The sequence below is a fragment of the Anaerocolumna sedimenticola genome (assembly GCF_009931695.1).
In the GTDB taxonomy this organism is placed as follows: Bacteria; Bacillota; Clostridia; order Lachnospirales; family Lachnospiraceae; genus Anaerocolumna; species Anaerocolumna sedimenticola.
This window is the reverse complement of sequence record NZ_CP048000.1, coordinates 5,224,658-5,242,631: the sequence shown is the minus strand read 5'-3', so window position 1 is coordinate 5,242,631 and position 17,974 is coordinate 5,224,658. Positions and strand designations below refer to the sequence as shown.

Annotated in this window: 15 protein-coding genes and 1 pseudogene; 15 read left to right on the top strand and 1 reads right to left on the bottom strand. The window is 38.1% G+C overall.

Features of this window, described 5'->3' with window-relative positions; translation table 11 throughout:
- Positions 1 to 7: 7 nt before the first annotated feature.
- From Ana3638_RS23320 to Ana3638_RS23275, 10 genes and pseudogenes are all read left to right on the top strand, one after another.
- Positions 8 to 1,101, top strand: a pseudogene (locus tag Ana3638_RS23320) (permease).
- A 128-nt stretch (positions 1,102 to 1,229) separates the two neighbouring features.
- Positions 1,230 to 1,811 carry an RNA polymerase sigma factor SigZ gene (gene sigZ / locus Ana3638_RS23315; RefSeq protein WP_161840169.1) on the top strand — a complete coding sequence of 194 codons (582 nt, stop codon included), beginning with the start codon at positions 1,230 to 1,232 and terminating at the stop codon, positions 1,809 to 1,811.
- Positions 1,812 to 1,852: 41 nt separating this feature from the next.
- The gene (locus Ana3638_RS23310; RefSeq protein ID WP_330587759.1) at positions 1,853 to 2,551 is read left to right on the top strand and encodes a DUF4256 domain-containing protein; all 699 of its coding nucleotides are present in this window, start codon (positions 1,853 to 1,855) and stop codon (positions 2,549 to 2,551) included.
- Between the two features lie 291 nt (positions 2,552 to 2,842).
- Positions 2,843 to 4,528, top strand: coding sequence for a glycoside hydrolase family 13 protein (locus Ana3638_RS23305; protein WP_161840168.1), 1,686 nt, complete (start codon positions 2,843 to 2,845; stop codon positions 4,526 to 4,528).
- Positions 4,529 to 4,578: 50 nt separating this feature from the next.
- Positions 4,579 to 5,418 (top strand): helix-turn-helix domain-containing protein, encoded by an 840-nt coding sequence (locus tag Ana3638_RS23300; protein ID WP_161840167.1) that lies wholly within the window; start codon positions 4,579 to 4,581, stop codon positions 5,416 to 5,418.
- Between the two features lie 201 nt (positions 5,419 to 5,619).
- Entirely contained in the window at positions 5,620 to 5,847 is a 228-nt protein-coding gene (locus tag Ana3638_RS23295) for a hypothetical protein (protein ID WP_161840166.1), read from the top strand.
- 5 nt (positions 5,848 to 5,852) lie between these two features.
- Complete coding sequence (locus Ana3638_RS23290) at positions 5,853 to 6,596, top strand: hypothetical protein (RefSeq protein ID WP_161840165.1); 744 nt, start codon at positions 5,853 to 5,855, stop codon at positions 6,594 to 6,596.
- A 950-nt stretch (positions 6,597 to 7,546) separates the two neighbouring features.
- On the top strand, positions 7,547 to 7,852 hold the full coding sequence (locus Ana3638_RS23285) for a PadR family transcriptional regulator (RefSeq protein ID WP_161840164.1): 306 nt from the start codon (positions 7,547 to 7,549) through the stop codon (positions 7,850 to 7,852).
- 10 nt (positions 7,853 to 7,862) lie between these two features.
- On the top strand, positions 7,863 to 9,650 hold the full coding sequence (locus tag Ana3638_RS23280) for a DUF4097 family beta strand repeat-containing protein (RefSeq protein ID WP_161840163.1): 1,788 nt from the start codon (positions 7,863 to 7,865) through the stop codon (positions 9,648 to 9,650).
- A 179-nt stretch (positions 9,651 to 9,829) separates the two neighbouring features.
- Complete coding sequence (locus Ana3638_RS23275) at positions 9,830 to 10,822, top strand: DUF4349 domain-containing protein (RefSeq protein ID WP_161840162.1); 993 nt, start codon at positions 9,830 to 9,832, stop codon at positions 10,820 to 10,822.
- Between the two features lie 188 nt (positions 10,823 to 11,010).
- Here Ana3638_RS23275 and Ana3638_RS23270 read toward each other — a convergent pair whose 3' ends face one another.
- Positions 11,011 to 11,892 (bottom strand): LysR family transcriptional regulator, encoded by an 882-nt coding sequence (locus Ana3638_RS23270; protein WP_161840161.1) that lies wholly within the window; start codon positions 11,890 to 11,892, stop codon positions 11,011 to 11,013.
- A gap of 371 nt (positions 11,893 to 12,263) precedes the next feature.
- Here Ana3638_RS23270 and Ana3638_RS23265 point away from each other — a divergent pair, with 371 nt between their 5' ends.
- The 5 genes from Ana3638_RS23265 (at position 12,264) to Ana3638_RS25550 (ending at position 17,972) form a co-directional block, all read left to right on the top strand.
- Complete coding sequence (locus Ana3638_RS23265) at positions 12,264 to 12,695, top strand: GlcG/HbpS family heme-binding protein (RefSeq protein ID WP_161840160.1); 432 nt, start codon at positions 12,264 to 12,266, stop codon at positions 12,693 to 12,695.
- A gap of 171 nt (positions 12,696 to 12,866) precedes the next feature.
- Complete coding sequence (gene ku, locus Ana3638_RS23260; RefSeq protein WP_161840159.1) at positions 12,867 to 13,640, top strand: non-homologous end joining protein Ku; 774 nt, start codon at positions 12,867 to 12,869, stop codon at positions 13,638 to 13,640.
- A gap of 2 nt (positions 13,641 to 13,642) precedes the next feature.
- Positions 13,643 to 16,081 carry a DNA ligase D gene (gene ligD, locus Ana3638_RS23255; RefSeq protein ID WP_161840158.1) on the top strand — a complete coding sequence of 813 codons (2,439 nt, stop codon included), beginning with the start codon at positions 13,643 to 13,645 and terminating at the stop codon, positions 16,079 to 16,081.
- Between the two features lie 368 nt (positions 16,082 to 16,449).
- Positions 16,450 to 16,671: a YdbC family protein gene (locus Ana3638_RS23250; protein WP_161840157.1), complete on the top strand. Its 222-nt coding sequence runs from the start codon at positions 16,450 to 16,452 to the stop codon at positions 16,669 to 16,671.
- 119 nt (positions 16,672 to 16,790) lie between these two features.
- Complete coding sequence (locus Ana3638_RS25550; RefSeq protein ID WP_246240558.1) at positions 16,791 to 17,972, top strand: GNAT family N-acetyltransferase; 1,182 nt, start codon at positions 16,791 to 16,793, stop codon at positions 17,970 to 17,972.
- The last annotated feature ends 2 nt before the right edge of the window (positions 17,973 to 17,974 follow it).

Sequence of the window (17,974 nt, the reverse complement as noted above, 5' to 3'; positions counted from 1 at the left end):
ACAGGAGATGGATAATATGGAAGAAATCATCAAATATTTATCTGGACTATCGGCTGATACGATTTCATCAGTTCTAACCAGTCTTTATCACAATTGGTTTCCTTTGAGTTTGGCAATATTTACTGCTTCACTTATGAAAGTGTATGTTAATTCGGAAAAACTGAAAGAATCACTACTTAAAAAACCTAAGGTTTCAATTCTTGCAAGCGTTGCATTCGGAACGTTTACACCGCTCTGTGCCTGCGGTACAATGGCTGTAGTTATTGGATTGCTGACTACGGCGTTACCATGGGACCGGTTATGGCTTTTTTAACCTCTTCTCCGCTAATGAGTCCGGATGCTTTTATCATGATTGCCGGTATACTAAATATCAAATTCGCAATTGCACTTACGATAGCTTCAATAGTGCTTGGTTTGGCTTCAGGTGGTTTGACACATGTAATCGAGAAAAAAACTGATTTTTTGAAAGATCAGTTGCGATTTGCAGGAAGACCTGGCGCCCAAACTTGTGCCTGCAGTGATGCGGTTTTGGAGGTTTCCTGCAGCTGCAATTCAGAGGTTCCGGTAAACGAGCATCCTATATCAGTACCTGCCTGTGAATGTAATACCTTCACACCTGTAACAAATCAAATAACATCAAAAAACACAAATTTCTTTATGAGTATAATGAAAAAGCTCCGAATGAAGGAAGTGGGAAAAGCTTTGATAGATGTAGGCCTAAAGCAAATACTTCTGTATTTCACTATCTTTGCGGGAGTTGGTTACCTAATACAATCCTTTGTACCTACATCATTAATTGTTTCTCTGTTTAGCGGAGAAAGCCTGGTTTCAGTTCCTTTGGCAGCTTTGATTGGTCTACCTCTATATGTTAGCGGAGAAGGTGCAATTCCGCTCATTAAAACATTAATAGACGGCGGTGCGGGAGAAGGTGCAATGATGGCATTCATGATAACCGGCCCGGCGACCAGTGCATGGGTGATAGCTGGGATAACAGCTTTTATGAAAAAAAGAGTGATTAGTCTATATATCGGTTTCGTTCTGGCAGGTGGAATTTTAATAGGGTACCTATATCAATTGCTAACCGCTGTTTGGCTAAATTAGGTAATGTAAATAAGTCTCCAACTTGCTTTAAAGGCAAGTAAAGGGGACTTATTTGAGTTGTATATTGATGAAAATCACCGGTTTAGGGAATAGATAGAATTAATAGAAAGGTTGTATGGGTGAAAAGTATGGAATATAGTACCGAAAAAATATGGGAAGAATTCAGTTTGGCACTTCGTTCATTTATTTCTCACAGGATTTCTAATTCCTCCCAAGTCGAGGATATTTTACAGGATGTTTTTGTTAAAATTCATTCCAATATTGATTCCCTCAAAGAGAGTACAAAAATTCGCAGCTGGGTTTATCAAATTACAAGAAATACAATTATTGATTATTACCGAAAGCAAAAAATTAAGTTTGAGGATATCGATGAAATACCTTTAGAAGAGGAAGAAGCAATTAATAAAATCAATGAAATGGTTGAATTAGAACCAGTTCAAAAGGTGACAGCCGGATTAAGAGGAATGATTGATGATCTTCCGGAAAAATACTCACAAGCCCTCTATCTTGTAGAATTTGAGGGGTTAACGCAGGTAGAATTGGCAAACAAATTGGGGATATCTGTATCGGGTGCTAAATCCCGTGTTCAGAGAGGACGCCGATTATTAAAGGATAGTCTGATGAAGTGCTGTCATTTCGAATTCGATCGATATGGGACGATCATTAATGTTCGTCCTGTCTGTTGCAGTTGTTGTTACCAGAAAAAATAACAGAGTGACAGAACATTCAACTGCTGACGGATGAGAAGATTTTGCAGTCTGACGGCAGAGAAATCTTTATAAATGTAATGAGACAACACAATCCGCTCATAAAAGATGAACTTTTGACCATAATAGAACTGGGAGAACTTCGTAATTACCAGTTTTACCGTATGATGAAAGGAGATTTTAGTATGAAGAATGAAAAAAGGGATTTGCAGCCGGAACAACGTGAAGAAATACTCAGAATATTAAAAACCCGTTTTGAAAAAAACATGGGTCGCCATAAAGGACTTGAATGGGCTGAAGTTGGAACAAAGCTGGAAAATAATCCTGAAAAGCTGTGGTCGCTTTATGAAATGGAAAAAACCGGCGGTGAACCGGATATTATTGTTCAGGATAAAAATACCGGTGAATATATTTTTTATGATTGTTCTGCGGAAAGTCCGAAAGGCCGCAGAAGCTTTTGTTACGATCTAAAAGCACTGGAGTCAAGGAAAGAACACAAACCGCAAAACAATGCAATTGATATGGCTGCTGACATGGGGATTGAGCTTTTAACGGAAGAAGAATACCGGGAGCTGCAGAAATTCGGAGATTTTGATACAAAAACATCAAGCTGGGTAAAAACACCTGATAATATCAGAAAACTCGGAGGGGCAATCTTTTGTGATCGTCGTTACGACATTGTCTTTGTGTATCACAATGGAGCGGAATCCTACTATGCTTCCAGGGGTTCCGTGGCTTACTAAGGGTCTGAATTTCGGTGTGAAGTGCAGTCGATTCTATTGAGGTATGTGTATGCAACGAACCTTCCTCCTGTTACCAAAAGGTTGACAAAACGCTCTTTCATATGCTTTTAAGTAATTTGGTTAAAAATAGTTTTGCAGGCTATGGAAACGGGAGGAAAGAGGATTAGAAACAAGTCGGTAGTCATAATGCAGCAAAAAGTCATGTACATTTTAGCAAGTTTACATATTTTATCAGGACGTGCCATATGATATTCTTGAATTGTAATAAAATTAGGTATTGGGAGGGTATTTATGAATAAGCCGGAATTAAAAAGAAAATGGTGGAAAGAAGCAGTTGTATATCAGATATATCCAAGAAGTTTCATGGATTCCAACGGAGATGGAATCGGAGATTTAAGAGGTATTATATCCAAATTGGATTATGTGAGGCGTATTGGTGTGGATGTTATATGGCTCTGTCCTGTATATAAATCTCCTAACTGTGATAATGGTTACGACATATCTGATTACCGTGCTGTCATGGATGAGTTCGGAGATATCAATGATATGAAAGAATTGATAGCTGAAGTACATAATAAGGGCATGAAACTGATCATGGATCTTGTGGCCAATCATACTTCTGATGAACATGAATGGTTTACCTGGTCCAGAGAGTCAAAAGATAATCCATACAGGGATTATTACATATGGAAACCGGCTACCTGCGGCCATGAGCCTAATAACTGGATGTCTTTATTCGGAGGGAAAGCGTGGAAATATGATGAGAAATCCGGAGAATATTATCTGCACCTGTTCGCAGAGAAACAGCCGGATCTGAATTGGGAAAATGAAAGAGTCCGGAAAGGTATTTACGATATTATGCATTGGTGGTTTGAACTTGGTATAGACGGATTCAGAATGGATGTCATCAATATGATATCAAAAACGCTGGGTTTACCGAATGCAGATAATTTTGGAGAACAAATGTCGTACATAATTAATGGTCCCCGTTTTCATGAATATATGCAGGAGATGAACCGGGAAGTACTAAGTAAGTATGATTGTATGACGGTTGGGGAATGCTTCGGAACTGTTGGCGAAGAAGTAATAAAAACGGTCGGTGAAGATCGTAATGAGCTGAATATGATTTTCAGGATGGAACATGTATGCCTGGATATGGATATAATGTCAGGAAATATGAAGAGACAGGACTGGACATTATCCGATTTTAAAAAGATATTTTGGGAAAAAGACCACTTGCTTGATGGTGTAGGCTGGAACTCGCAATTTTTAATGAACCATGACCAGCCGAGAGCCCTGTCCCGCTTCGCAGACGATAAGGAATATCGGGTAGAATCAGCTAAGATGCTTGCCACTTTTTTGCTTACACTCAGGGGAACACCCTATATCTATCAGGGTGAGGAAATCGGTATGACTAACGTAGCATTTGATACAATTGATGATTACCGGGATTTGAGTACGATTTACACTTATAATTTCGAAGTAAGCAATGGGGTTACTTCTGAGGAAATGCTTGAGAGAATTCATAGTTTTAGCAGGGACAACGCCAGAACTCCTATGCAATGGGACGCATCTGAAAATGCAGGTTTCACCAAGGGGACTCCTTGGATTAAAGTGAATCCGAATTATAAGGAGATTAACGTAGTCCGGGCAGAAAGTGATAAAGAATCTATTTACCATTATTACCGTGATATGATACAACTACGTAAGGATAATTTGAATTTGATATATGGTAGTTTCCAATTGGTGGCTGAGGATGATGAAAAAGTTTTTGCTTACTTAAGAGGAGCTGAAGCAGAGCAATTTCTGGTTGTTCTTAACTTTTCAGGGGATGAAACCAGATTTATGTGGCAGGAAGGCAGCGTGTATAAGTCTCAGGAATTAGTCATTTCCAATTATGCTGATCCTAAATTGGATACGGTCTGTGATATAAAGTTACGTCCGTTTGAAGCAAGGATGTATAAACTAATACTATGATACCACCAATGAATGAAAAAGAGATGGCAAGGCTTAGAAGGAGGAATCCATTGGCTCATCTGAATTCTATTTATCAACCTATAACTGCCCAGCCGTTTATTTCATCAAAGGTACATTCCGGATATGCTCCATGTGCTCCATTAAAACCTTTTATCAAGACTTTTTGGGGTACGGAGGAACCGACGGCGATTATGTCTTCCATTGAAAATGAACCTTCGCTGATTATCCCGGACGGATGTGTGGATATTATTTTTACGGTTAATCACAGCACCAATAAAGTCTCCTGCGGTTATTGCGGCATCTATGACAAACCGACACTCGCTGCCTCCATTAAGTCAGAAAGAAATATTTCCCGGTTTGCCATACAGTTCTACTTTTGGTCGGCACATTTATTTACGAGCTGCCACATGAGAGACAGCTATGGAGTTTTCGGCGACCTGGATGTTTATTTTGAGGGCTGGAAAAATTTTTTTGAAGATATGCTTATCCTTAACCGAACCATCAGTGACCGAATCCGTTTAACGGAGAAATTTCTTTTGGAAAAATATTCAATCACAATGTATAATCATAATCTTTTTAATGCGATATACCATATTCTAAATGAAAAAGGAGCAGTGTCCATGAAAGAAATATGTGGTTATACGGCGGTAAGTCAAAGACAGCTCGAGCGTTTGTTTTTAGAGTATATTGGTACTACTCCCAAAAAAATCTCGAATCTGGTCCGTTATCAAAATGTTTTATATGATTTAATAAATTCTTACGGATTTGATGTGCAGGATACGGTAGAGAAATATAAATTTACGGATCAGTCCCATTTGCTGAACGAATTTAAAAAATATCACAGCATGACTCCGAATCAGGCAAAACAGTTTGCTTTGGGTCTTGAATAATACCGATAAGTAATGTCGCTTTTTTACAATACGCTTCAAATAGTTCATGCTATAATCGGCAGTGTAGTAATATTAAAATGTATAGTGTGAATTATTGAAAGGCATAATTCACACACATGTTTGTGCCTGCGAAATCCTCGGCCCAAACATGAGGCGCGTTGGAAATAACATGGCGGTTAGTGTGAATGGAAAGAGGTTAATATGAAAATGCTTAGTAAGAACGATTTTGAGTTAATAAGATCATGGGTTTACCGTATCGCCAGACCACTTGAAATGGCCTTGTGGAATTATCACTTTGAAAACGGTGGCAAGGATGCTGTTCTTAGGGCTCTCGCGGCTTATCAAAATACTGACGGGGGTTTGGCCACGCACTGGAGGCTGATAATTGGAACCCGAATTCATCACCGGCTACTACCGGTTTTGGAATAGGAATTTTGGATGAAATCGATTTTGATGACATACAGCATCCGGTTTTACAGGGAATTTTAAAGTATATTGAAAGTAATGTTTATTTGGCGGAAAAAAGCTGGTCTTGGACTATCCCGACAAATAACGATTATGCTCATGCGCCGTGGTACACATTTGAGACCGGCAATACGGAAGCTTATTCAGAGCTTGTTACCATAGGACTTGTCTTTTTTATTATACGGCATACAGAAGAAAATTCTGCAATATATAAAAAGGCAGCGGCATTATTAGAGGGTGTTATATGCAAATTCAGTGATTCTACTACCGATTTTTTCACTATTTCGAGTTATTGTGAACTAGTCAGAAAAATAGAAAAGTATAAACTGGAATCACGTTTTGATATCAAAACTGTTAAAGAACGTTTACCAATGGCGGTTAATACATATATGGAGAGGGATCCGTTTAAATGGGACGGTTGTTGGTGCGGAAGACCTTCCTTTTTTATCAAATCACCCGAAAGTGTATATTATAAGGGAAACGAGGATAGCATGTCAAAAGAGCTTGACTGGCAGCTTGATAAGATGACCGGCAGACTTACGGAACTTAATGTATGGAATGTAAATGCAAACGGTTGGTACTGGGAACACAATAACCGGGGAGGGGAATACCCGATGGAGAGTTTTATAAGTGCAAATTGCTGGGAGATTATTGATGCGATAAATAATATTAGGCTTTTTAAGAATTTTGGCAGAATGGATTTTAGTTGTTAAGGACAGAGACTTAGCCCGTTTTTTATAAGAATTCTCAACCGTATTATTATGAAAAGAATCCACCGGTAATGCCGGGTTTGTTGCTTTAAGGATACTTCAATGCATTATCGGTGGCCGTTCTTTTACTTTCCAACCCTATTATTAATGATTGGCTTCAACAATTTCATTCAGGGTTACATTCGAATTACGATATCTGGCATTGCTTTTTTCGCCCTTTTAAGTGTATCGTCTTTTGCGGGCAATTCTGAATACAAGCCAAACAATGCTATAAAAATTTAATTCCATTTCTTTTGGCAATTTTCATCAGATGTCTTGCTGCCGCTCCGGAAAAGAGTCCGTAAGTTGCAATCCCGAAAATATACTTGGACTTCAGTCTTGCTTTATCAAGAAATTTTTCAACTATTTCAGGCACACCGCTGTGATATACCGGAAATACAATACCGATCTTTTCATCTTCGAAATCAAAACTCCCTTTTTTTAATAACTGAGGAATGGAATAAATTTTTCCGCCGATACTTTTGGCTACATATAGGCAATTACCTGGATGAACTCTTTGAAGATTATTCTAAGCAGATATCAAACTGTGAAGATAAGTATAATAAAGAAAGTTTTCGTTTATTCTTTACCTACTTTAGCAAAAAGTGGTATGAAAGAGAGTAACGGGGATATGGCGGATATTTGTTACGATATAATGTAAAATCCGGGAGAGCTGTTGAAGCAGTTTTATATCGGTAACAGCAATATGGAAAATATTAAAAAAGTACAAGAGATTAAAAAAATAGTATTAATTTATAAATACTATATTGCAATATATAATAGTTAGTGATAATATATATTACGAAGTTAAAAATAGTGAGATATTAATAATAGAATTTTTCTTATGAAAAATGCCTGGTTTAATATGGTGAATAAGAAATACGCTTTTGAACCAAGCGGAAAGGAGCTGACATATGAATGCCCAATATAAAAAAGGTGTATTAGAGTTATGTGTGCTTTCAAAATTAGTTGAGGCAGACCGATATGGATATGAATTGACAGAAGCAATATCAAAACAAATGGTAATTTCAACAGGTACCTTATATCTTATTTTAAAACGCTTAAAAGATGATGCATATGTGGAAACTTATTTAGTTGAGTCTGCTGGAGGTCCTGCAAGAAAATATTATCATCTGACGGAAAAAGGGAGAACTTATCAGGCGGCCCAAAAAAAAGAATGGCTGGATTTTATAGAAGTCGTTCAGGATATTATAGAATAGGAGGATAGATATGAACAAGACAGAATATTTAAACGCATTAAAAAACGCATTAAAAGATACAGATGAAAGCATAATGGAAGAAATAGTATCAGATTATGAAGAACATTTTCAAGCTGGTATGGAAAATGGAAAAAGCGAAGAGCAAATCTGCGAAGATCTGGGAGCGATTGAAGATCTGCTTGAGGAAATAAAAGAAGTGTATAATACAGATAAGAAAGAAGAGAAACAAGAAGATAAAAAATCATATGACAACCAGTCGAATACTAAAAATAATACTTTTAAAGATTGGTATTCCAGCATTCATAATATAGATGGTGAGAAAATCGGAGATGCAATCAATAATGTCTTGGATTCAGCAGGTGATGCCATCAGTAAAATTGATGTAAATGAGATCGGCCGTACGTTAAAGAGTACCCTGGACCAGGCTACTTCTTCCATTAATAATTTCGCAGATAACTATCTTAAGAATCAGGGTACGGGGCAATATGAATCCAATAAGTGGAATGCGGAGGGTTATAAGGAAAATGTATCAAAAAGCTATGGTGATTCCGAGCCGGAAGAAGTAAATAATAATAATAATGTGAGTTATGGTCCGGAAACCGATGAGGAATTATCTGATTCCGTTCAACCTGATACGGAGAACAAAGTTAAGGAAGCAGAAACCACAAGTAGCGAAACAGAAACCGCAGGCAGTGGGAAGAGCAGTGAAGAACCGGTGTCCGAAGCTGATGAGAGTGAAGATATGAAAGCAAAAAAAACAGGCTCAGGTTTCAATTTAATTGTAGATGGCATATGCGCTGACATAAACGTACAAAAATCCTCCAATGGCAAGGTAAATATCAGTTACGAAAACAACGGTAATGATAGACAGAGACAGATGTATGAGTTCTATAGTTACAAGGAAGAAAATACGGTTTATGCTGGAATTCGCAGGGTTGGAAAAGCAGTATTTTTGTTTAACCCTAAACTCTATTCCATGAATATAAATATTGAATTACCGGAGCATATGAGTCATATTAATTTTAAAACAGCAAGCGGCAGTATTAAGATCTCTGATGTAAATTCAGATCGCTTACTAGCCACAACAGCAAGTGGGGATGTTTTTATAGACCGTGCTTATACAACCGATCTTCGAATCAAAGTTTCCAGTGGAGATATCAGACTGGATGATGTAAACAGCATTCAACTGAGTGCGGGTACTATGAGCGGCGATATTGCGGCAAACAACATTGAAGCAAAGTTCCTTTCACTGAAGAGCTCAAGCGGTGATATTAAATCCAGAAATATAAAAAGTGATGTAATTGATAACAGTTCATTTAGCGGAAACCTGGATATCATTAATATAAAAGCAGGTGAATGTAAAATCAGAAGTACAAGCGGAAATATAGATATGAATGAGTTTACAATGAACAACGCAGATGTCAGTAATATTAGCGGTAATATAAAACTTCTTCAAATAATAGGCGATGGCTTAAGAGCCAGCAGTGCAAGCGGCAATGTTAAAGCTGAAGTTAATGTTAAAAGATGCCACGCAAGTTCAAAGAGCGGAAATGTTGAAGTGAATTGTAATGGGGATATTATATTAGAGTCCAGTAGTACCAGTGGAAATGTTAACATTACTTTGAAAAACTATAACAATGGATATTGTATCAAATCCAGAACCACCTCTGGTGCATTATATATTAATTATGACAATATGCACCAGAGAAATCTAAAAACAGGAACTTATACGTATGGGAACCAGGGAAGTGAGCTGACTTTAAGTTCAGTGAGCGGTGATATCCATTTAGCTGATTAAACATTTTGTCCTAAAATTTAACACTGTTAATTTCTTACTTTTATTTATGGAAAAAGTATATTATAATAATACTGTATGGTTGAACTTGAATATAGATACAATCGGATTTAAAACAACTTACATGACCCACTCACAGCATAACTACAATTGGTTTATATGCCAAGATAGGAGAGGATGGTATGCATAAAGGAAAAAGTTTTAAAACGATATTTTTTTTCATAGTATTTACATTAATAACGGCCTGCAGTTCAAAAAATGAGACGTCAGAAAATCAATTAAACAGGGAAAGCGGCAGTCCGGATGTTTCCAGGGGAACTAAGACTGAAATGAATTATGACACTTCAACCGGAATTACATCAGATCCAGACAGTGGGGAAGAGCCCGATGATACCGCAGGCAAAGATTCCGTAAGTACTAACCGCAAATTAATCAGGCGCATTTCCATGGATCTTGAGACTCTGGAGTTTAAATCAACCCTGGACCTTATTGCGAAAGAAGTAAATACTTCAGGCGGATATATTGAAAAATCTGAAATTCAGGGAAGTGGGTATGAGGAAAGGGGAAACAGGTATGCAAATCTGGTTATCCGTATTCCCAAATCGGAAGTGGATTCGTTTATTAATCTAGTTGATAAAAATACTAATGTAATAAATAAACAGGAATCCATAGAAGATATTACCCTCAATTATGTGGATACCGAAAGCCATGTAAAGGCTTTGGAAATCGAACAGGAAAGACTTCTGAGTTTGCTGGAGAAAGCAGGAAAGCTTGAGGATATTATAACGTTGGAAGACCGTTTAAGCGATGTAAGGTATGAACTGGAGAAATATGCATCTACCCTGCGTACCTATGACAATCTGGTGGAATATTCCACGGTAACCTTAACAGTAAATGAAGTTGTGCGGATTACACCTGCTGAAGGAAAAAATGCCTGGGACAGAATGGGTACCGGTCTTAGAGACAGCCTTTATAATATTCGCAATGGTTTTATTAATTTTATTGTCTGGTTCGTGGTAAATGGTCCTTATATTATTATATGGGGAATTATTCTGGTCATTCTTGCACTGATTGGGATTAAAATTAATAAAAAATACAATAAAACATTGCAGAATCCTCCCGCCAAAATAGTAATACCGCAAGAAAGTGATCAGGAAAAAGAGCCGGATAAATAATACAAGAGAGCTTCATCTTATTAAAAATACAAATTTATACAGAAAAACAAGGGCATCAGAACAGCAAATCTGATGCTCTCGTTTTTATATACAATAATGATTTAACCAAACTTGATTAACAAGATACCCTGTGTTATAGATATAAATTTAGTACGGTTCTCAATTTGCGTGGAACAAGAGAATGTGTACTAGTGAAGAAAAGCGGAAGGCATAAAGTCAGTCAACCATTGACTTACTGATATGGAATTAATTCGTTGGCTGTTTATTAACATATAGCTTTCCATATTTGGCGGTGTGCTTTCGAGAAGCTTTACTTCCACTAGTGAGCCTTTCTCCAGAAACCTCCTGGCAGCAGACTCCATCATGAAGCTAAAGCCAATTCCCTCTTTTAAAAATTTGATGATACTGCTGCTAATATTGATATCCAGCGGATACACATAGTTTTTTGGGAAAATTGAGTAGAACCATTCCTGAAATGGGGCAGTCAGAATTGCAGAGTTTAATAAAGGTAGATTTCTAAGCTCGTCGTTTGTGATACCGCATGCAGTGGCACTATTCTGTGAACCGGTAACCAACATGATTTTATCGCTATAGAAGGGTTCACATATGCACTTAGGAGATTTGATGTCCCAATATGTAAATGCAATATCTAATTGATCCTCATGAAGCATTTGTATCAGCTCTTCACTATGTTCAATAGTAACTTTCACTGCAATTTTTTTATTCTTCTGCATAAATTTAAGAATCATATCCTGCACATGGCAATCGTAAATGGAGTGTACAGCACCAATATTAAGTGTATCTTTAAATAATTCCTGAGCTTTAAGCCGAAAAATAGCAGATTCTTGTATATTTAGTAATTGCTTGGCGTAGGGAAGAAAAATTTCTCCCGCATTCGTCAGTTCTACATTCTTATTTGTCCGGATAAACAGAGGTTCTCCAATATAATATTCCAAATGTTTTATTCTACTGGTGATGGTGGACTGAACCACATGGAGCTGTTCAGCTGTCTTAGTAAAGTTTTTCAGCTTAGCTAATAAAATAAAAGTTATTAAAAGATCATAGTCCATACATTAAATCACCCCTTTTTACACACCTCTCTTTTCATTATTGTAACGTGTTAAACGATTCGTGTCCATAATAATTTACCAGGAATAATAATTAATAATTTAAATAGTTACAATTAAATATATTCGTTATACAAATAGATAAACTTCTTTTATAATCAAAAATGTAAATAACCCGATGAAAAATATGGTTCAGGTAAGATTTCCATAGCAGCCTATGCTGTAAATTCCGGACTGTATAGAAAAATCATATCATTACTAAACGTGAACTGGCTTACAAGACTGCATTCCACTCATAACAACATGCAGTAGATATTAAAACGAATCTGAGATATTTCATAAATAGGAAGTAATATAATTAGGAGGGAGATTCTATGAATAAATTGTATATGAAAGCCACATTAACTCTTGAAGCTGCTAAAGTGATTTCTTCCGCTGCCGAAGCGGAAGCTGAAAAAAACGGTTGGGCGGTAGCTATCGCAGTGACGGATGATAGAGGGGAATTAATACATTTTATTAGAAAGGATAACACTACAAATGCAGCGGTAGGTATAGCTCAAAAGAAAGCATTCCATGCAGCAAATTACCGGCGGAATACCATATTTCATGAGAAACTATTGGCAGAGGGGAGCGAGAATATTGGGGTACTGAGTTTGCCTGACTGCATGCCTATTGAAGGGGGGATACCATTGATCTATAAAGGTAATGTCATAGGTGCAATAGGAGTAAGCGGCGTGGCGTCTAATGATGATGGGCGAGTTGCACAAAAGGGCAGTGAAGCCTTTGAAAAATTAATGGCAGACTGATTTGGTAAGCGTTTTGCCAATGTTCTTTCAATCTATGATGTAATAAAAATTTTGCAAAAATGTTCTGCCTGATCCATTGGGGGTTACTCTGACGCTTAGAAAAATAATAAAAATAGAATACCGAATACTTATTTTAGAAATGGAAACAATAATTCCGGAGGTGTTTCTATAATGATATCGCGTAAATCAGTTATAACTTTCGGTATGGTTGCGATTCCCATCGCAATGTTTACAGCCACTCAGGACAATGACATTCATTTTAATCAGCTGCATAAGGAAGATAATAGCCGTATCCGGTATAAGAAGACCTGTGCCCATTGCGGTAAGGAGATAAAGGCGGAGGATATTGTAAAAGGATACGAGTATGATGATGACAAGTATGTTGTTATCACTGACAGTGAGATTGAAAAAATTAAAACGGAAAAAGAAAAATCCATTCAGATCCTGCACTTTGCACAGTTAAATCAGATTTCTCCGGTCTACTATGATAAGACCTATCAGGCCGCACCTGAGGCAGGAGGTGAAAAAGCTTTCGAACTGCTTCGGGCTGCTTTGATGGCCGAACAGAAGATAGCCATAGGTAAAGCCGTTATGGGCACGAGGGATACGTTAATGGCAATCATCCCCAGAGAGGACGGCATCCTGATTTCCACTATGTACTATGCGGATGAAATCAAAGAACTTCAAAAGCAGTATACCAAGCCCCAAGTTGCCGACCAGGAACTTAATATGGCAAAGATGCTGATTAATTCTATGGACACGCCTTTTGATCCAGCAAAATATAAAGACGAATACCAGATTAAGCTGCGTGCTCTCATTGAGACTAAAATATCGGGTAAAGAGGTTGTAGCCGCAGAACCAGAGAAAGACGGTAAAGTTATCGACTTAATGGAGGCTCTGAAAGCCAGTGTTGAGAAAGCTAAAAAAGAGAAAGAACCGGCGTAATTATGACTTCAAAGCTTAATAAATATAACGAGAAAAGGAATTTTGACAGGACCTTGGAACCGGAGGGTATAACAGAAATTGCCGAGGAGGGTCTTAGGTTTGTTGTCCAGCACCATATGGCCCGCAAAGAACACTATGATTTACGTTTAGAATGGGACGGAGTTTTACTCAGCTGGGCGGTACCCAAGGGTCCTTCCTATGATACCCGTGACAAGAGGCTTGCCGTACATGTGGAGGAGCATCCCTTGGAATACAGGAACTTTGAAGGGACAATTCCCAAAGGGGAATATGGCGGTGGCATCATCATGATTTGGGATGAAGGCGATTGGGAACCCTATGGGAATGTGGAGGAAGGACTCCGTGAAGGAGTGCTTAAGTTTATCTTAAAAGGAACAAGACTTAAGGGAAAGTGGGCTCTGGTGCAATTGAAAGCAAAAGAGGGCGAGAACAAGGACAACTGGCTTTTGTTAAAAGAAAAAGATGAGTATGTCAAAACTGATAATGGGATTTCGGAGTTTACAACCAGCATAAGAACAGGGCGAACCATGAAGGAAATTGAAGAAGGAGAAGACGAAAAGTTTACGAAGAACCCTTTTGAAGTAACTGACGTACAGCTTGCCAAATTAGTAAAAGCGGTTCCTAAAGGTGATGAGTGGCTTTATGAGATGAAATATGACGGCTACAGGATACTTAGTTTTATAGAAGGCAATAGGGTACGGCTGATTACCAGAAACGGCAATGACTATACAAAGCGGTTTAAAGATGTCGCCTATTCTCTTGTCAATTTTGCCGGCGGAAGAGCGATGATTCTGGATGGTGAAATGACTATCACCGATGTTTCGGGCAAGACAGATTTTCAGGCGCTGCAAAGCTATATGAAAAATCCCAAGGGTAAAAACCTGACATATATCATTTTTGACCTCCTGGCACTGGATGGAGCGGACCTTAGAGGCAAACGGCTGATTGACAGAAAAGAAACCCTGGAAGCTTTGATGATAAATGCTCCAAAAAACCTCTACTACAGCCGGCATGTCAGAGGATTCGGCAAGGAAAGTTTCACTGCAGCCTGTGAGGCAGGTATGGAGGGGATCGTTGGTAAAAGAGATGATTCCACCTACAGCGGAACAAGAAACGGAGACTGGATCAAATTAAAATGTGATAAAAGGCAGGAATTTGTTATTGGAGGATATACGCTAACTGATAAAAAAACAAGAGGAGTCAGTTCGATTCTGCTTGGTGTCTATCAAAGCGGGGATTTGGTTTATACCGGGCGAGCCGGAACCGGTTTAAGCGAACGAGACATGAAAGAACTTGAGAAAAAATTTGAGAGTATAAAGAGAATGGAACCTCCATTTAAACTAGCACCGAAACCAAAATCCAATGAAGAGATTACCTGGCTTGAACCCACACTGGTCGCAGAAATTAAATTTGCCGAGTGGACCGGTGAGAATCTGTTAAGGCAGGCAAGTTTTAAAGGCTTGCGGACAGATAAGGACCCTAAGGAAATTAAGATGGAAAAAGCGGATGAGGAAATACAGCTTCCATTATCCAAAGAAACGGAGCGGCCGATGGAAACAGGTGGAAACAGTATCATTATTAAAGGAATAAAGATAACCAACCCGGATAAGGTGATATTTGAAGACCCTGAAATTACAAAAGCGGATGTGATCCGGTATTACGAGGAAGTATCGGAACGTATGCTGCCATATGTGAGTCACAGGGTCTTAAGTATTGTACGCTGCCCCAAAGGTATTTCACAGACATGCTTCTTTAAGAAACATCCTGGCCCGGGCAGCAAAGGAATTGTCATAATTCCTGTTTCCGGCAGCGACCGGGAAACAGAAGATTATTTCTATATTGAGAATACATCCGGGCTTATATCCGAAACACAAATGGGCACACTGGAATTTCATACCTGGGGAAGCCGTGTCGATGACCTTGAAAAACCTGATATGATGGTATTTGATCTTGACCCGGATGAGGGAATGGATCCTAGTACGGTGCGCCAGGGCGTACGGGATATGAAAAATATTCTTACAGAACTTTCGCTGAATTCATACCTTAAGACCAGCGGCGGTAAAGGATACCATGTTGTGGTACCTTTAAAACCTGCCGTTACATGGGAGGTGGTTCATGATTTTACAAGGTCAGTTGCCGAAGTTATGGAGAAGAAGTGGCCTGACCGCTATACAAGTAATGTTAGAAAAGCCAAACGTACAAATAAGATATTCATAGACTGGATTCGTAACGGCAGAGGTGCTACCAGTATTGCACCTTATTCCATCAGGGCAAGAAAAGGAGCAAGAATATCCATGCCCATCGACTGGGAAGAACTTGATACAGTGGCACCCGACGGTGTCAATATGGAAGATGCACTTCGGAGAATCCGCGGTAATGACCCCTGGAAAGATTTTTTTCAGAATAATCAGCAGCTTAAATAAAGCAATACAGCCGCCAATGACAGCGGCTATATTTATGCCTGTCTTTATGGATTATCTTTATGGATTGTTTACGGAGAGGATTGGTTTTAACTCGTTTTATTAAAAAATTGGGAAATTTTTCTTTATTATTAATACATTATTTGATATAATTAAAAGTTAGGAGGATGGGGACGAGTTTTCACAACAGGCTGCCAACAGAAAAATATATAACATTATAAAAAATATAGAAAATGATTAAATAGGTATTTGCGAAACACCATTATTGCATCTATATCCCATGAAATTCGTATCAATTTTATGGGATATTCGGAAAACTATATAGTTGCGCAATTACCTGGGTAAATATAAATAATTAGGAGGAGAAGAAAATGCCGGATATAAAGTACGATATAATAAAAGAAATCGGAGTATTATCAGAAAATTCGAAAGGTTGGAGAAAAGAACTGAATTTAATCAGCTGGAATGGCGGTGAGCCCAAATATGATCTGCGCGACTGGGCTCCTGGTCATGAGAAGATGGGTAAGGGTACAACTATGACCCAAGACGAAATGATAAAACTGAAAGAAATTTTAAATACAATAGAGCAGTAATTCAGCAGTGCTTCTAATTATTTAATATTATTGAGATAAATAACATCTCCGCCCCGTAACAAGAAAGAGAATGGGAGAGCTTTAAGAAAATAACCGTTTTAGGCAGAAAGGATAAGGCTATGGAATACGAAATTATACATTTACCAAAAGAGAAATGGAAAGGCACCGTTATTCCTATAAAGTATACAACTGATAAGTATTATGATGTTTTAGTAAATAAAACCGATAAAGGATTTTCTATTGAAATAGAAAAGAAAGACTTTGCAGAGCCGGTAACGCATACACCGGAAGAATATGATTTTCCGGATAAATTATATGAAGATCACTGGGAAAATGCTTATGCCTGGGGAGTGTTAGTTCATGATGAATTAATAGCTGCAATTGAAACTGATCAGGAATTATGGTCTAATCGTCTAAGAATTACAGAACTTTGGGTATCAGAAAGATACCAAAAGCAGGGGATAGGTCATGCTTTAATTGAAATGGCAAAGGAACAGGCAAGAAGAGAACGCCGCCGGGCTATCATACTGGAAACGCAATCCTGTAATGTGAATGCAATCGATTTTTATCAGCAGGAAGGCTTTAGCCTGATTGGTATGGATACCTGCTGTTATAAGAATAATGATTTGCAAAGGAAAGAAGTCAGATTAGAATTCGGATGGTTTCCGAAGAAAAAGATAAAATTAAAACGCGAAGAAATAGAAATTCGAAGGGAAACAGAGGATGACTGGTACCATGTAGAATTGATGACTCAGCATGCATTTTGGAACAAATATCGTCTTGGATGTGACGAACACTACCTTGTACATAAATTACGCCAGGATAAAGACTATCTTCCGGAGTTAAGCAGAATAGCAGTAAAGGATGGAGCAGTAATAGGATGTATCATGTATTCAAAGGCACGAGTTGTTGATGGGGCAGATACTCATGAAATTATAACCTTCGGACCACTTTGTATAGAGCCTAAATGGCAGGGATGTGGTGTTGGTGAGCTGCTATTAAAGGAAACAATGGACTTAGCTGCTAACCTGGGGTATAAGGGGATTGTAATTTTTGGAGAACCGGATTACTATCCCAGGATAGGATTTAAAACATGTGAGAATTTTAATATTACAACTGCTGATGGTAAAAACTTTGATGCCTTTATGGGATTTGAATTGGCAAAAGATAGTATGAAAAACGTAAAAGGAAAATTCTATGAAGCAGAAGTTTTCAATCATCTACCTAAGGAAGAGGTAGAAGAATATAATAAAAAATTCCCGCAACTACAAAAATTAAGATTCCCAGGACAATGGGAATAATG

Coding starts and splice junctions, on each gene's coding strand:
- Ana3638_RS23250 (WP_161840157.1), top strand. CDS start 16,450: ATGCCGGATATAAAGTACGATATAATAAAAGAAATCGGAGTATTATCA.
- ku (WP_161840159.1), top strand. CDS start 12,867: ATGATATCGCGTAAATCAGTTATAACTTTCGGTATGGTTGCGATTCCC.
- sigZ (WP_161840169.1), top strand. CDS start 1,230: ATGGAATATAGTACCGAAAAAATATGGGAAGAATTCAGTTTGGCACTT.
- Ana3638_RS23280 (WP_161840163.1), top strand. CDS start 7,863: ATGAACAAGACAGAATATTTAAACGCATTAAAAAACGCATTAAAAGAT.
- Ana3638_RS25550 (WP_246240558.1), top strand. CDS start 16,791: ATGGAATACGAAATTATACATTTACCAAAAGAGAAATGGAAAGGCACC.
- Ana3638_RS23270 (WP_161840161.1), bottom strand. CDS start 11,892: ATGGACTATGATCTTTTAATAACTTTTATTTTATTAGCTAAGCTGAAA.
- Ana3638_RS23305 (WP_161840168.1), top strand. CDS start 2,843: ATGAATAAGCCGGAATTAAAAAGAAAATGGTGGAAAGAAGCAGTTGTA.
- Ana3638_RS23295 (WP_161840166.1), top strand. CDS start 5,620: ATGAAAATGCTTAGTAAGAACGATTTTGAGTTAATAAGATCATGGGTT.
- Ana3638_RS23275 (WP_161840162.1), top strand. CDS start 9,830: ATGCATAAAGGAAAAAGTTTTAAAACGATATTTTTTTTCATAGTATTT.
- Ana3638_RS23285 (WP_161840164.1), top strand. CDS start 7,547: ATGAATGCCCAATATAAAAAAGGTGTATTAGAGTTATGTGTGCTTTCA.
- Ana3638_RS23265 (WP_161840160.1), top strand. CDS start 12,264: ATGAATAAATTGTATATGAAAGCCACATTAACTCTTGAAGCTGCTAAA.
- ligD (WP_161840158.1), top strand. CDS start 13,643: ATGACTTCAAAGCTTAATAAATATAACGAGAAAAGGAATTTTGACAGG.